The following is a 15602-nucleotide window of genomic DNA, read 5'->3' as shown; positions in this document are numbered from 1 at the left end:
AAATAGAGGCGCGTCGCGCATCTATTACATATTCAGTGTACCAATTGCCAAACGGATGTTTACATCATGTTGTGTAATTGGTACATTGTTTTTGGTAAGAATAGAAAGGAAGTATTCGTTATGGATATTACATTGATAGATATTGTTCTGGTCTTTATTGTACTTGTCGGAGCTATAAGAGGATATATAATGGGTTTCTTGAATCAAATGGCAGGAATACTCGGTCTTGTTGTAGGTCTGATGTTGGCTTACTATCTATACAATTCGGTTGCCGAAAAACTTTACGCAACTATAACCAATTCCATGACGGTAGCTCAAATTGCTGCCTTTGTAGGCATTTGGTTGATTATTCCTATTCTGTTTACGCTTGTAGCCTCTTTCTTTACCCATGCATTGGAAGCCGTCTCGCTAGGTTGGCTTAATCGTGTGTTGGGGCTAGGACTCGGTGCACTGAAATGGATTGTCATTTTAGGGCTGGCTATCAATGTTTTCGAGTACGTCGACTCAGATAATACTTTTTTCAGCAAAACAAAGAAAGAGGAGTCGGTGTTATATTATCCAATGAAGCATTTTGTCGGCAGTATATTCCCCACCGTGCGAGAAGTAGCCGACGACTATATCAGTATATAAACTATGAAAGAAAATAATCCAAAGGAAAACCCAAAGGAAGAACCCAATAAATTCGTCAAACAATTCACGCAAGAGAAGTATAAATACGGTTTTACAACTGATGTTCATACGGAAATTATTGAGAAAGGTTTGAATGAAGATGTGGTTCGTCTTATTTCTGCAAAAAAGAATGAACCGGAGTGGCTCTTGGAGTTCCGGCTGAAAGCATATCGCCACTGGCTTACAATGGAAATGCCTACATGGGCACATTTGCACATACCCGAGATTGATTATCAGGGAATATCCTATTATGCGGCTCCCAAAAAGAAGGACGCGCCCAAAAGCATGGATGAAGTAGACCCCGAACTGATAAAAACATTTAATAAGTTGGGCATCCCATTGGAGGAACAAATGGCATTGAGTGGCATGGCGGTTGATGCTGTTATGGACTCTGTGTCGGTAAAGACTACTTTCAAAGAGACTTTACTGGAGAAAGGAATTATCTTTTGCTCATTTAGTGAAGCCGTGAAGGAACATCCCGACTTGATAAAAGAGTATATGGGAACAGTTGTTGGCTATCGGGATAATTTTTTTGCAGCATTGAACTCGGCAGTTTTCTCCGATGGTTCATTTGTATATATACCAAAAGGAGTTCGTTGCCCTATGGAACTCTCTACATATTTCCGCATTAATGCAGCAAATACCGGACAATTTGAACGCACACTTATTGTTGCTGATGATGATTCGTATGTTTCTTACCTGGAAGGTTGTACTGCTCCTATGCGCGATGAGAACCAACTGCATGCGGCTATTGTAGAAATTATTGTGCGCGACCGTGCCGAAGTTAAGTATAGTACCGTTCAGAACTGGTATCCGGGTGATGCTGAAGGAAAGGGCGGCGTCTACAATTTCGTAACCAAACGTGGAGTATGCAAAGGTATAAACAGTAAACTCTCTTGGACACAGGTAGAAACCGGTAGTGCCATTACATGGAAGTATCCCTCGTGTATCCTTGCAGGCGATAACTCTACGGCCGAATTCTATAGCGTTGCTGTAACCAACAATTATCAACAAGCCGATACAGGTACTAAGATGATTCATCTTGGCAAAAACACTCGTAGCACAATTGTCAGCAAAGGGATTTCGGCAGGAAAGAGTCAGAACTCCTATCGTGGTTTAGTGCGTGTTGCCGAAAAGGCCGAAGCTGCACGCAACTATAGCCAATGTGATTCGTTGCTCTTGGGTGATAAGTGTGGTGCGCATACATTCCCTTACATGGATATTCATAATGAAACGGCTGTAGTAGAACATGAAGCAACCACCAGCAAAATCAGTGAAGACCAGATATTCTATTGTAATCAGCGAGGAATTCCTACTGAAGATGCTGTGGGGCTAATTGTAAATGGCTATGCAAAGGAAGTCTTAAATAAACTTCCTATGGAGTTTGCTATTGAAGCGCAGAAACTGCTGACTATCTCTTTAGAAGGTAGTGTAGGCTAAATAAATCAGAAACAAATAAATCGTAAATCACATGATGCTAAAGATAAATAACTTGCATGCAAGTATCAACGGAAAAGAGATATTAAAAGGTATTGACTTACAGATAAACCCGGGTGAAGTACATGCCATTATGGGACCAAATGGTTCGGGGAAAAGCACACTTAGTAGTGTGTTGGTAGGAAATCCCGCCTTTGAAGTAACCAAAGGTAGTGTTACCTTCTTCGATAAGAACCTACTGGAGATGACTCCCGAGGATAGAAGCCATGAAGGACTTTTTCTCTCTTTTCAATATCCGGTAGAGATTCCGGGAGTAAGCATGGTTAATTTTATGCGTGCTGCTGTTAATGAGCAACGAAAGTATAAGAACCTACCTACACTTAGCGCCGGCGAATTTCTGAAACTGATGCGCGAGAAGCGTTCTATTGTTGAAATGGATAGCAAACTTGCTAACCGTAGCGTAAACGAGGGTTTCAGTGGTGGAGAGAAGAAGCGTAATGAAATCTTTCAGATGGCGATGCTCGAACCGCGTTTGAGTATTCTGGATGAAACAGATTCCGGTTTGGATATTGATGCACTCCGTATTGTTGCAGAAGGTGTGAATAAGCTTAAGACACCAGAGACAAGTTGCATTGTTATTACACACTATCAGCGCTTGTTGGATTACATCAAACCGGATATTGTGCACGTACTTTACAAAGGGCGCATTGTTAAGACTGCCGGACCTGAATTGGCTCTTGAATTAGAAAAAAGAGGATACGATTGGATTAAAGAAGAAGTTGGTGAATAGGAGGTATTATGCGGATAGAACAACAATACATAGACCTCTTTGCGCAAACAAAGGAGTTAATAAATACCCGTAGTGCCGATGTGCTGAATGTACACCGTGTTACTGCTTTTGCCAATTTTGAACGACTTGGATTTCCTACAAAGAAACAGGAAGCTTCTAAATACACTGATGTCAGTCGCTTTTTTGAACCGGATTACGGTTTGAACTTGAATAGGCTGAATATTCCTGTGAACCCTTACGAAGTGTTCCACTGCGATGTGCCTAATATGAGTACTTCCTTGTATTTTGTGGTGAACGATGCTTTTTACGATAAACTACCTCCTAAAGCAACGCTTCCCGAAGGCGTTATTTTTGGTAGCCTAAAAGAAGTGGCAAAGACCAATCCCGAGCTCATTAGTAAGTATTATGGCAAGCTGGCAGATACATCGAAGGATGGTGTGACGGCTTTTAACACCTCCTTCGCACAAGATGGTGTCTTCTTTTATGTTCCTAAGAATGTTGTTGTGGATAGGCCGATACAATTGGTAAATATACTGCGCTCGGATGTAGACTTTTTGGTAAACCGTCGCGTGTTGATTGTATTGGAGGAAGGTGCGCAAGCTAAGCTATTGGCTTGTGACCATGCAATGGACGATGTGAACTTCCTTGCTACACAAGTAATTGAAGTGTTTGTAGGAGAGAATGCCACTTTCGATTTATACGAGTTAGAAGAAACAACTCTTAATTCCGTTCGTTTGAGCAATCTGTATGTAGAGCAAGCGGCATCCAGCAATGTACTACTCAATGGAGTAACGCTTTATAATGGCACTACACGCAATACCGTTAGGGTAACCTTAGCTGGCGAACATGCTGAGACAAACGTATGCGGAATGGTTATTGCTGATAAGAACCAGCACGTGGACAATAATACCTTTATAGATCACGCCGTACCCAATTGTAATAGCAATGAACTTTTCAAATACGTACTCGATGAACAAGCTGTAGGTGCTTTTGCCGGAACGGTTTTGGTAAGACCGGGTGCACAGCATACCAACTCACAGCAAACTAATCGCAATCTCTGTGCTACCCGTGAAGCGCGTATGTACACCCAGCCACAATTAGAAATTTATGCAGATGATGTAAAGTGTAGTCATGGTGCAACGGTAGGACAGTTAGATGAGAATGCACTTTTCTATATGCGTTCACGTGGTATCGAAGAGAAAGAAGCACGTCTATTACTCATGTTTGCTTTTGTGAATGAGGTAGTAGATACCATTCGTTTGGATGCACTCAAAGACCGTCTGCATTTACTGGTCGAGAAACGTTTCCGTGGTGAGCTGGCACGTTGTCAAGGTTGTGGCCTCACCCCAACCCTCTCCAAAGAAGAGGGAGAAGGAAAGATAGATTTGACAAACAGCAATAATGAAAGGGCTTGTACATGCAAAAAGAAAATATAAATAAGAGTAGTTCTAACCCCCTCTCTTTTGGAGAGGGTTGGGGTGAGGCTATTAGAGCTGATTTCCCTATTCTGCAACGCGAAGTGTATGGCAAGCCATTAATCTATCTGGATAATGCGGCCACTACACAAAAGCCACGCAGTGTAGTCGAATCAATCAATCATGAGTATTATTCGGTAAATGCTAATGTGCATCGTGGGGTGCATTTCCTGTCGCAGCAAGCTACTGAGTTGCACGAGGCTTCTCGCGAAGCAGTTCGACGTTTTATCAATGCCAAAAGTACTAATGAGATTGTTTTTACTCGTGGAACAACAGAGTCTATCAACTTGTTGGCATTCTCTTTTGGTGAGGCTTTTCTTGCCGAAGGTGATGAGGTTATTATTTCCACTATGGAGCACCATAGCAATATTGTTCCGTGGCAATTGCTCGCTGCCCGAAAAGGAGTTGCTATCAAGGTTATTCCTATCAATGATAAAGGAGAGTTGCTGATTGATGAATACAAAACTCTTTTTTCCGAACGTACCAAGTTGGTCAGTATTGTGCATGTCTCAAATGTGTTGGGTACAATTAACCCAATTAAAGAGATTGTACAGATTGCTCATGCACACGAAGTTCCTGTACTGATAGATGGTGCACAGTCTGTTCCTCATATTCCGGTGGATGTGCAGGAACTGGATGTTGATTTTTACGCTTTCTCTGCTCACAAAATATACGGTCCTACTGGCATAGGTGTGCTTTATGGAAAAGAAAAATGGCTAGATGCGCTTCCTCCTTATCAAGGTGGCGGTGAGATGATTCAAACAGTAACGTTTGAGAAAACTACTTTCAACGAGCTGCCGTTTAAGTTTGAAGCCGGTACACCGGATTACATCGGGACTACCGCTCTTGCCAAAGCCTTGGAATATGTAAATGCTATCGGCCTGAAGAATATTGCTGAGTACGAGCACGAGCTTACCCAATACGCTACACAACAGTTAAAGCAAATAGATAAATTGCGCATCTTTGGCGAGGCCGAACACAAAAGTAGTGTTATCTCATTCCTTGTCGGCGATATTCATCATTTTGATATGGGTACATTGCTCGACCGCTTAGGCATTGCTGTCCGTACCGGGCATCATTGTGCGCAACCACTTATGCAACGCATGGGGGTAGAAGGAACAGTTCGTGCTTCTTTCGCTTTCTACAATACAAAAGAAGAGGTGGATTTTTTAGCTGCAGGCATTGAGCGAGTAGCTAAGATGTTTTAAGAAACAGTTTCTAATTTTTTGCATTTCTTTTACGTTTTTATAGACATCCTTTGTTTATCTCGCACTTAATCAATATTTTTGGTTCTTAGAAACTGTTTTGCATTTATTCTGTGGAAATTCAAAACAGTTTCTAATAATAACCTTTAATTATTTAATTAAGTATGAATGATACACTTTTCTGGATTGTCCCGGTAGCTTCTGTCATAGCGCTTGGATTTGCTTATTACTTTTTCAAATGGATGATGAAGCAAGACGAAGGTACCGACCTTATGAAAAAAATAGCTCAGCACGTTCGTGTAGGGGCTATGTCTTATCTCAAACAGCAGTATAAAGTAGTTGTTGCCGTATTTGTGGTTATGGTCATTGTTTTTGGCATCATGGCTTACTTCGACCTGCAAAACGGATGGGTACCTATTGCATTCCTTACCGGAGGTTTCTTCTCGGGCTTGGCTGGTTTTCTTGGTATGAAGACAGCTACCTATGCTTCGGCTCGTACAGCAAATGCTGCGCGCCAATCGCTCAATAGTGGTTTGCAAGTAGCCTTCCGAAGCGGTGCAGTAATGGGGTTGGTTGTTGTAGGACTTGGTCTTTTCGACATCGCTTTTTGGTACCTGTTGCTTACTGCAATTCTGCCTGATACTCCCGATAAGTTGACCATTATAACTACCACGATGTTAACCTTTGGAATGGGTGCATCTACACAAGCTCTATTTGCTCGCGTAGGTGGAGGTATCTATACCAAAGCTGCCGACGTAGGTGCCGACCTTGTGGGTAAAGTAGAAGCCGGTATTCCCGAAGACGACCCGCGCAATCCTGCTACCATTGCCGACAATGTAGGCGATAACGTGGGTGATGTAGCCGGTATGGGAGCCGACCTTTATGAATCGTATTGTGGATCAATCCTTGCTACCGCTGCACTTGGTGCTGCAGCTTTCTCGCATTCGGGCAATCTTGAATTACAATCAAAAGCTGTTATTGCTCCAATGCTGATTGCGGCCGTAGGTATTGTACTTTCAATTATTGGTATCTTCTCTGTGAAGACAAAGGAGGATGCAACTATGCGTACTCTCTTGAAATCACTCTCTTTCGGAACAAACCTTAGCTCTGCCCTGATTGTGGTAGCTACCTTTGGCATTATGTATGTTCTTGATATGCCCAACTGGCAGTGGATTTCTTGCTCGGTTGTTGTGGGCTTGTTGGTTGGTATCGTTATCGGACAAGGAACTGAGTACTATACTTCGCACTCGTTTAATCCAACAAAGAAAGTAGCAGAATCAGGAAAGACCGGTCCGGCTACAGTAATTATTTCGGGCTTAGGGCTAGGAATGATTTCTACTTGTATTCCTGTTATTGCAGTTGTAGTGGGTGTTATCGCTTCTTTCTACTTTGCATCCGGATTCGATTTCTCTAATGTGGGCATGGGACTTTACGGTATTGGTATTGCTGCTGTGGGTATGCTGTCTACACTTGGTATTACTTTGGCTACAGATGCTTACGGACCTATTGCCGATAATGCGGGCGGTAACGCTGAAATGTCTGGGCTGGGTGCCGAAGTTCGTAAACGTACCGACGCGCTCGATTCGCTTGGAAACACCACCGCTGCTACCGGAAAAGGTTTTGCTATCGGATCTGCTGCTCTTACCGGTTTGGCATTGTTGGCATCGTATATTGAAGAAATAAAAATAGCCTTGTTGCGGGTAGGAGAAACAACGTTGCAGGTAGGCGAACACATAGTAGATATCTCTTCGGCCTCTTTTACAGACTTTATGGTACATTACGATGTAACGCTGATGAATCCAAAAGTGCTGGTGGGTATCTTTATCGGTTCTATGATGTCGTTCCTTTTCTGCGGATTAACCATGAATGCTGTGGGACGTGCTGCCGCCGATATGGTAGAAGAAGTTCGTCGTCAATTCCGCACCATTAAAGGTATCTTGACTGGCGAAGCCGAACCCGACTATGCACGTTGTGTAGAAATCTCTACTAAGGGCGCACAACGCGAAATGGTTTTCCCATCAGTACTTGCTATTGCAGCACCAGTTATTACAGGTTTGTTGTTTGGTGTTACAGGCGTTATGGGACTACTCGTAGGTGGCTTAAGTACTGGATTTGTATTGGCTGTTTTTATGGCGAACTCTGGTGGAGCATGGGACAATGCGAAGAAGTTTATCGAAGAAGGCAACCATGGTGGCAAAGGCTCGGATGTGCATAAAGCTACCGTTGTGGGCGACACCGTAGGAGACCCATTCAAAGATACTTCAGGACCAAGTTTGAATATCCTTATCAAGCTAATGAGTATGGTTGCCATTGTAATGGCAGGACTTACTATCTCTTGGAGCTTGTTCTAATAAAATAGAGAGTTACTTACAATCAGCCCGGAACCTATCGTTTCGGGCTGATTTTTTTCTTTACCTTTGCATGTATGTTACTCCCTTACCTACATAAAGACCTCATCGAAGCCGGTTGCGACGAAGCCGGACGTGGTTGCCTTGCAGGCGCTGTATTTGCTGCTGCCGTTATTCTTCCCAAAGATTTCGAGAACGAACTCCTTAATGACTCCAAGCAACTTACCGAGAAGCAACGCTATCTTCTGCGCCCGGTTATAGAAAAAGAAGCGGTTTCGTACGGTGTTGGTATTGTTCTTCCTGAAGAGATTGACAAGATAAACATTCTTAATGCCTCTTTTCTGGCGATGCATCGTGCCATCGAGAAGCTGTCTGTTATTCCTCAGCACCTACTTATCGACGGAAACCGTTTCAACAGATACAAAGAGATACCTCATACTACGGTTATAAAGGGCGATGGAAAATACCTGTCGATTGCTGCTGCTTCTGTTTTGGCGAAGACTTACCGTGATGATTATATGAATGCACTACACCAGGAGTATCCTTATTATGATTGGAACAGCAACAAAGGTTACCCTACAAAAAAACACCGCGCTGCTATTGCAGAACACGGTGTTACTCCTTATCATCGTGTTACCTTCAACCTCTTGGGCAATGGGCAACTACAGATTCCTTTTTAAAACCACTTTATCTTTTTAAAGACAAAGAATGCTGATGCCGATAGTACAATAGAGGCTACAACTATCAGCGCAAAGGCATGCGGAATGTGGTCTACATAAACATCTACATTCATGCCATAGAAACTCGCAATCAGCGTAGGTACCATCAAAATGATGGAGATGCTGGTCATGCGTTTCATAATGGTTCCTACATTGTTGGAGATAATGGAAGCGAAGGCATCCATCGTTCCCGTAAGAATGTCGCTGTATATTTTTACAGTACTGTATGCCTGTTCCTGCTCAATGAGTACATCTTCGTAGAGGTCTTTATCTAAGAAATCCGTATCACTGAATATGTTGTGCAACCGATTGGTAACTACTTGATTACCCCGGATAGAGGTGTTGAAGTAAACCATTGTGCTTTGTAACTTCATCAATCGGGTTAGATCTTCGTTGCGAATACTCTTTTCTAATTCTCTTTCGGCCCTCTTCACGTCAATTTGTATTTGTTTTAGATACTTCAAAAACCATACGGAAGAGGAGTGGAGTAGGCGTAGAATCAAGTCGAGCTTGTTGCGCACCTGTATCTCTTTGCGAAGCGAGTATCGAATGAAATCGGGTATCATCTCCGTTTGGTGATAGCATACGGATATGATAAGGTCGTCGTTGGTAAGCACTCCAATGGGAACAGTGGTAAAGGGCGTGTCTTCCTTTTGGTTCGGAATAGGTACGCGGAAGATAGTGAGTAGCCAGTTGCCCTCTGTCTCCAGGCGGGGACGCTCGTCAATATCCGAAATATCTTTCAGGAAAGACTCGGGTACTTTAAGTTCGTTAATTAAGTAATTCAGATCGCCGGCATCGGGGCATTCGATGTTAATCCAGCAGTTTGGTATCCACTCCGGTTTTTGCTCAAAGCCGGTGTTGCAATAAAGAAAAGTTCTCATTGTTGCCTCCTTTCGTTAATTTCCGAACAGAGGCATCAAGTTGCTGATGGCTCCGTTCGCTTAGTTAATACTGTAATTGTACGGTCGCGAATGGTCGTCCATGATTTTAATTTATTTAAAAGCGGGGCAAAGATAAAGAATTATATTCTACTTTTTTCTTTTGTCTTGATACAAAAGGAAAAAGATAGCAAAAAAGAAAAGATCAAGACTGAATTTACTCTGCTACTTCACTTGCTTCACTACGCTGAAAGACTTCAAGTCATGTAAAATATTATCTTAACTTTTGTTGCCAATAAAACTTGCAGAAATTGCGAATTGTTTACAAACAACCCAGTTCAGAAGACACTGTGAAGGGGCTTTTTGTAAATGCTGCATTTAATGACTTCGAAATGCAGCAAACCACTTCATCGAAATGCAGCATTTCGATCACGACAAATGCAGCATTTGTAAGTGGCGGTTTGCAGGATGTTTTGGAGTATAAATAATATTTACCATTGAGGGCGTTTGAATAGAGCACGAGATGCAAGTTCTTACTACTGTTTTTTAGGAAAAAGCTTTCCTTTACAAATAAATCATTAAAAATAGTTGCATATTCAAAATATATCGCTAAATTGCAAACGGATTAATTCAAGAACTGTAAATTAGTATTAACATCAAAAAAGTATCAACAATTTAACAAGACTGAGATAAACAAGAAAAACACCACAATGACAAAACTCTCCAAGCAGATTCTTTGTCTTTATTGAACTGAAACTATCCCACATGGGAACACTCTTTTTGTAATCTCTTATTCGGAGAGATTAATTACCTGACATTCTTTATTATTACCATAGTAATTCTTTATTATTATGAAACACAAAAACGCAATTTTCATTGTATTCCTATTGTCGTACCTTTCCGTTTCCGCCCAGCTCCGCACCACTTACAATTCCATGCGCCCGGGCGACGAAATCATCAAGCAACAAGTGCGCTACCAACCTCCCGGCAAGGCAGGCGCTAACCTTGTGTGGGACTTCAGCGAGCTTACTGCTGTGAATCCCGAGTACAAACTCTCTTACTTTCTGCCCGGCACAGTGGGCGACAGCCTCTACGTGATGGGCTGTGACACTCTACGGATGGACGACAACACACTCCGCCCCATCATCGGTATGGAACACTACACGATGTATTACTACCTGCTTCGCGGTGACTCCCTGCAACAGTTGGGACACGAAAACCCCAACACCCACCTGCACTACGACACCCCGCTTCCCGAACTGAACTTCCCCTTCGATTATGGCGATGTTATCACCGCCTCGTACGATTCCCACGGTCTTTACTCAGGGTTGATGGATATCCGCGCCAAAGGTACGGTACGCATCCACGCTGATGCTTTCGGTGAGATGTACCTGCCCGATGGCGACACCCTCACAGTGCTTCGTGTAAAGAGTACCCGATTGATTATGGAACCTATACAGACGGCTGACAGTACAGAACTCTTTTCCAACCGCATACTGGAAACCCATAAGTGGTACTCCAAAGGATACCGCTACCCGGTGTTCGAAACTATCCGCGCGGTGCACTTGGGCGATAGCTTGGAGAACTTTACTACGGCATTCTACTATCCGCCACAGGAACATTACTATTTAGACAGCGACCCGGAGAACGTAGCTATATTGGATAGTTTGTGGAATATCAAACAACGGGAACGAGATTCTGAAAACCCGATGGAATCGGTAAAATTGCGTGTGAAGGCGTATCCTAATCCGGTGGAGAATGAATTAACCGTAGAGTATGAATTGATGGAAGATGCACCTGTTACTATTTATCTGTACACTATGCAAGGGCGACTTGGATACACTACAGGCTTAAAGAACCAGCCGAGTGGCTATCACACTGAGGTAATTAATTGCTCCGACCTGCCTCAGGGGAACTACCTGCTCAATATGGTGGTTGGTACGGAGATGATAAGTAGAAAGATTATAAAGAAATAGAACAACAAAAACAAAACAACATGAAGAAACGATTCTTGCTCTGCGTTTTATTATGCATAGTGCTTGCGCTAAACACAGTAATAGCTCAAACAGAGAAAAAAGTGGTTGAAGAAATAAATGATACAACGTTGGTTGTACCTAAACAGAGCGCTGCTTCCACCTCTATAGGAATGCCTAACTACAAAGAAAGTGTGCTTAGTCCACAAACTACACTGATGAATATGTATGGAGATTATCCGGTTGATTTGGTGAATGGTTTGGTAAATATATCTATTCCACTCTATGAAATTAGGACACCTCACTTGAAATTACCAATCAGTATAAGATTTCACGCTTCTGGTTTAAGAGCCAATGAGCAGGAGGGATTACTTGGAGTACGTTGGCTATTAGATGCTACGTATTCAGTAAATAGGCAAGTGAAAGGATATCCGGATGATAATTATTTGAGTCATGGTATACATTTTCCTTTTGATAGCAGAGTGGCCGACCCTTATTATACTCCCAATCCATCTACTCTTTTAGGCACATTATGGAAACCAGGAGCATATCAAATGGCTATACCCCAGTTCCTTCTTCATAAATTATCAGAACATACAGGTCCTGCTTCCCCATTTATGGATACAGCATACGATATATTTTCTTATCAACTACCATCGGGTAAATCCGGAAAGTTTATTCTTAGAGATAGTGCAGGAGTAAAAATTCCACAAACATTGCCTTATGAACCTATAAAAATAGAGATTAGCAGACCATCTTCTGAAGGGGCATTTCAACGGTTTACCATTACAGATGAGAATGGGATTACATATAATTATGGGAAAACAATTCATTTGGCTATACCTGAAATGAATATTGATCATTGGGCTACTTATACAACAGATGCTATTACTACTTGGAATTTGAACGCTATTATATCTGCTAACAAAAAAGACACTATACTGTTTGAGTATAAATTCTTGCATAATCTACGAATTAGAAATCGTATAGCCACAGCATGGGATGTAAAAGATTTATTGTACGAGAGTAATGATTTCTATTCATCAGGACAACATATAAAAGAACCAGCATATGATTTCTTTTATAATGAAATGAATTTAAATCCGGCCAATGTAACGATTGATCAACCCTCAGGCCCTTCTGCATACTCTAATTTGTCTTCCATATCGTTCAAAGGTGGAAGAATAGAGTTCGATTATGAAAGTTTATATGGCAGTGTGTTTATTTCATCAATGAGTGTATTTAATGTAGGAATAACTCCAATAAGAAAATTAAAATTCATCTATAAACAGCCTAATATACCAGGGACAATTGAAGAAAAGGCTGTTTTGCTAGATAAATTAGCTGTATTAAATCCCCAAAATGAGACATCAATAATAGAAGAATATTGTTTTGATTATTATAACCCGGAAATTTTCCCTGCCGGTTCAACTGTGCAAACAGAAACTCAATCGGATTGGTGGGGATATTTCTCACGAGGCGGATATAATCTTATACGAGAGACTGTTCCCTTTCATACAATTTCTCATGGGAGCTATTCACAATATACTAACACAACAATAGGTGAAACTATTACAGGAAAAAACAGCAGTGTTTATGACATGAAGACTTGTATGCTTAAATCCATTGAATATCCCACAGGTGGGAAGAGTATTTTTGATTATGAAAGCAATTATTACTGGAATAACAACCAAGTAACTCCATGTGGAGGATTAAGGATTAAAAGTGTTGAAAATAAAACATCAACAAATGGATTATCAGAACGCAAGTCATTTCGCTATGATATGCACACAGGTTCGATTGGTTACGGAGTTATGCCAGCTCATCTTTATCCACCCCATGGGAACTCTAAAAATTTTATAAATGAAACATATGTAAGTGCTCATTTTAAATGGTTTGATCCAACAGGGTGGATTGGACCTTACTTTTACTGGGATTTTACATATGCTAGTTACTTATATTCAAATGTGCTACCTAGGCAGTTTAACGATTTTCACTCTAACATTGTTTATTATAATAAAGTCGTGGAATATATAGGAACCGAGTCTGTAAATGAAGGCTATGTTGAATACACTTACTCCCCGGTAATACCAAACATTAGCCAATATAATCACACTCTAACCCCATTACGTGCAAATGAAAATAATTCAAGACAGTTTATTTATGTATTGCCTCCCAAGTTTGGAGAAAGCCAAAGTCAATTACAGAAGAAAACAGTTTTCAATAAACATGGACAACCTTTAGAAGAATCAACCTATAGCTATAGTTGCTTTAACAAAGGTTTTCTCTATGATATGCCGATTAATCGATTATGGAATTACAAATTAGGCGGATACTTCCCCCAGGGAGGTGATGCAAGAGATGAAGAAATCATACAATCCGATTATCATTATCAGCGTGATTTCGCCTACATCAACCAAGAATACCGTCTTGGCGCTTCGCGCCTCACCGGTGAAGTGACCAAAACCTATACCCCAGGTGGAATAGTAACTACAAGTAAGACTATTGAGTATGACGAAACTTATTTGCTACCTATAAAAGAAACCGTAAGTGCCAGTTATGATAAAACAAACTCGGTAGGTTATAAATATCCACATCATTACAATACCGAGCCTTATACTAGCATGAAAGCTCGTAATATCCTTTCGCCGGTTATAGAAAAGAGCATTTACGAAGGCAATACTTTTGTAGAAAAAGCCATAACCAATTATAAACAATGGTCTGCTGGTGTCTTCTCACCACTGTCTTTTCAGCATCAAATAGGAAATGGTACGCTTGAAACACGCTTGAATTACGAATACAACAGTAATAACCAGTTGATTGCTGCCTCGAAAGATGCAACCCAACGGGTGGTCTATATTCGCAATGCCTATCACCAGCCCGTAGCTGTGATTGACCAGAAAACTTACACGCAAGTTCAAACTGCACTAGGAGCAACATTGATTAACCGCATTGCTGCTTCGTTTGTGGTTTCGGACGCGGATATGGCTGCGCTTGCTAACCTGCGCTCTACAATGCCCGATGCTATGGTTACTACCTATACATATAAACCATTGGTTGGGGTAACCTCGGTTACCGACCCACGTGGGATAACGACCTATTACACCTACGATGCTATGGGTCGCCTCAAAGAAATCTATATGATGGGTACCAATGGTAAGGAGGTTCTTGAAGCCTACGAGTACAATTATGCCAATTCATCAAATTAAAACAGACAATGTATGAAAACAAAATATATACTTTGGATAATCTCTCTATTTTTCTCACTGAATAGTTATTGCCATATTATTGGCGAAAAGGAGGAGGTTGCAGCATGGATTGAGGGCGATACTTTTGATCACCCCATTGTAGCGGGAGGAGGTTCTACTTCCTTTACATTTACCGACACACGCAATACTGCGAATTACACCAATAGTTATACCTTGCGTTCGCCCAACGATGTGTTTTATGAGTTTACAACACAAACTGCGATGGATGTTACGATTTCACATTGCGGTTCTGTGTTGTCCGATACTTACCTGCACCTGCTGGATGAATGGGGTGAGCGCCTTTATTACAACGATGATTATTCGGGCACAGAAGCTTGTGGTAACACACGCCACTCATTCCTAAGAATAGAAAATTTGCAGGCAGGTACTTATTATGTCGTTTCCGAAGGATACAGTAGTAATGGGATAATTACCACTACTATATCAGGAGTAGCACTGTATGTGCCTCCTGTGGCAAATGTAAGTAGCGGAAAGAACTACATACTAACCATTACACCTACCACGGCTCTGAATTACGTGGATTGTATAGATACCGACCAGAGTATTCAACATGTGCAATACTTCGATGGTCTGGGTCGTCCTATGCAAACCGTACAGGTAAAGGCAAGTCCAAGCGGTGCCGACTTGGTGACCTATCAGGAATACGACCCCTTTGGCAGGGAGAGCAATAGTTGGCTGCCCGTAGTTGCTTCGGGCAACAATGGCGCTTTTATGGATTCAACAGCGGTAGTATCTAAGGTTCCATTTACTTACCCGGGAGAGAGTAAACCATACTCATTCCCCGTTTATGAGCCTTCGCCACTTAATCGGGTTACACAGCAATACGGACCGGGAGA

At 41.7% G+C, this 15602-nt stretch carries 10 protein-coding genes and 1 pseudogene; 10 read left to right on the top strand and 1 reads right to left on the bottom strand.

Annotation, left to right across the window (positions count from 1 at the left end; translation table 11 throughout):
- Positions 1 to 126 precede the first annotated feature (126 nt).
- The 7 genes and pseudogenes from D0T50_RS04000 (at position 127) to D0T50_RS03970 (ending at position 8604) form a co-directional block, all read left to right on the top strand.
- Complete coding sequence (locus tag D0T50_RS04000; RefSeq protein WP_163222334.1) at positions 127 to 630, top strand: CvpA family protein; 504 nt, start codon at positions 127 to 129, stop codon at positions 628 to 630.
- Between the two features lie 3 nt (positions 631 to 633).
- Entirely contained in the window at positions 634 to 2109 is a 1476-nt protein-coding gene (gene sufB / locus D0T50_RS03995; RefSeq protein WP_163222218.1) for a Fe-S cluster assembly protein SufB, read from the top strand.
- A gap of 34 nt (positions 2110 to 2143) precedes the next feature.
- The gene (gene sufC, locus D0T50_RS03990) at positions 2144 to 2896 is read left to right on the top strand and encodes a Fe-S cluster assembly ATPase SufC (RefSeq protein ID WP_163222333.1); all 753 of its coding nucleotides are present in this window, start codon (positions 2144 to 2146) and stop codon (positions 2894 to 2896) included.
- Positions 2897 to 2904: 8 nt separating this feature from the next.
- A pseudogene (gene sufD / locus D0T50_RS03985) lies at positions 2905 to 4239 on the top strand (Fe-S cluster assembly protein SufD); the annotation flags it as partial.
- 74 nt (positions 4240 to 4313) lie between these two features.
- A complete protein-coding gene (locus D0T50_RS03980) occupies positions 4314 to 5579 on the top strand; it encodes an aminotransferase class V-fold PLP-dependent enzyme (RefSeq protein ID WP_163222216.1) in 1266 nt (421 codons plus the stop codon).
- Positions 5580 to 5740: 161 nt separating this feature from the next.
- Positions 5741 to 7927: a sodium-translocating pyrophosphatase gene (locus D0T50_RS03975; RefSeq protein ID WP_163222215.1), complete on the top strand. Its 2187-nt coding sequence runs from the start codon at positions 5741 to 5743 to the stop codon at positions 7925 to 7927.
- A gap of 74 nt (positions 7928 to 8001) precedes the next feature.
- Positions 8002 to 8604, top strand: a complete 603-nt coding sequence (locus D0T50_RS03970) for a ribonuclease HII (protein ID WP_163222214.1) — start codon at positions 8002 to 8004, stop codon at positions 8602 to 8604.
- On the opposite strand, the gene D0T50_RS03965 is transcribed toward D0T50_RS03970, so the two are convergent.
- Positions 8601 to 9527, bottom strand: coding sequence for a magnesium transporter CorA family protein (locus D0T50_RS03965; protein WP_163222213.1), 927 nt, complete (start codon positions 9525 to 9527; stop codon positions 8601 to 8603). The two genes, D0T50_RS03970 and D0T50_RS03965, sit on opposite strands and share 4 nt — an antisense overlap.
- 848 nt (positions 9528 to 10375) lie before the next feature.
- Between D0T50_RS03965 and D0T50_RS03960 the strand changes: the two genes are divergently transcribed.
- The 3 genes from D0T50_RS03960 to D0T50_RS03950 all read left to right on the top strand — a co-directional run.
- The gene (locus D0T50_RS03960) at positions 10376 to 11500 is read left to right on the top strand and encodes a T9SS type A sorting domain-containing protein (protein ID WP_163222212.1); all 1125 of its coding nucleotides are present in this window, start codon (positions 10376 to 10378) and stop codon (positions 11498 to 11500) included.
- Positions 11501 to 11520: 20 nt separating this feature from the next.
- Entirely contained in the window at positions 11521 to 14706 is a 3186-nt protein-coding gene (locus tag D0T50_RS03955; protein WP_163222211.1) for an RHS repeat domain-containing protein, read from the top strand.
- Between the two features lie 12 nt (positions 14707 to 14718).
- A partial coding sequence (locus D0T50_RS03950) for a DUF6443 domain-containing protein (protein ID WP_239058202.1) occupies positions 14719 to 15602 on the top strand: 884 nt, incomplete at its 3' end.

The organism is Bacteroides sp. 214 (assembly GCF_010501015.1).
Taxonomy (GTDB): domain Bacteria; phylum Bacteroidota; class Bacteroidia; order Bacteroidales; family Bacteroidaceae; genus Bacteroides.
The sequence above is the reverse complement of the archived record's forward strand: the minus strand, read 5'-3'. Positions and strand labels throughout refer to the sequence as shown.

Excerpts from the sequence above, each read along its gene's own strand:
- sufB (WP_163222218.1), top strand. The coding sequence starts at position 634 with ATGAAAGAAAATAATCCAAAGGAAAACCCAAAGGAAGAACCCAATAAA.
- sufC (WP_163222333.1), top strand. The coding sequence starts at position 2,144 with ATGCTAAAGATAAATAACTTGCATGCAAGTATCAACGGAAAAGAGATA.
- D0T50_RS03980 (WP_163222216.1), top strand. The coding sequence starts at position 4,314 with ATGCAAAAAGAAAATATAAATAAGAGTAGTTCTAACCCCCTCTCTTTT.
- D0T50_RS03975 (WP_163222215.1), top strand. The coding sequence starts at position 5,741 with ATGAATGATACACTTTTCTGGATTGTCCCGGTAGCTTCTGTCATAGCG.
- D0T50_RS03970 (WP_163222214.1), top strand. The coding sequence starts at position 8,002 with ATGTTACTCCCTTACCTACATAAAGACCTCATCGAAGCCGGTTGCGAC.
- D0T50_RS03965 (WP_163222213.1), bottom strand. The coding sequence starts at position 9,527 with ATGAGAACTTTTCTTTATTGCAACACCGGCTTTGAGCAAAAACCGGAG.
- D0T50_RS03960 (WP_163222212.1), top strand. The coding sequence starts at position 10,376 with ATGAAACACAAAAACGCAATTTTCATTGTATTCCTATTGTCGTACCTT.
- D0T50_RS03955 (WP_163222211.1), top strand. The coding sequence starts at position 11,521 with ATGAAGAAACGATTCTTGCTCTGCGTTTTATTATGCATAGTGCTTGCG.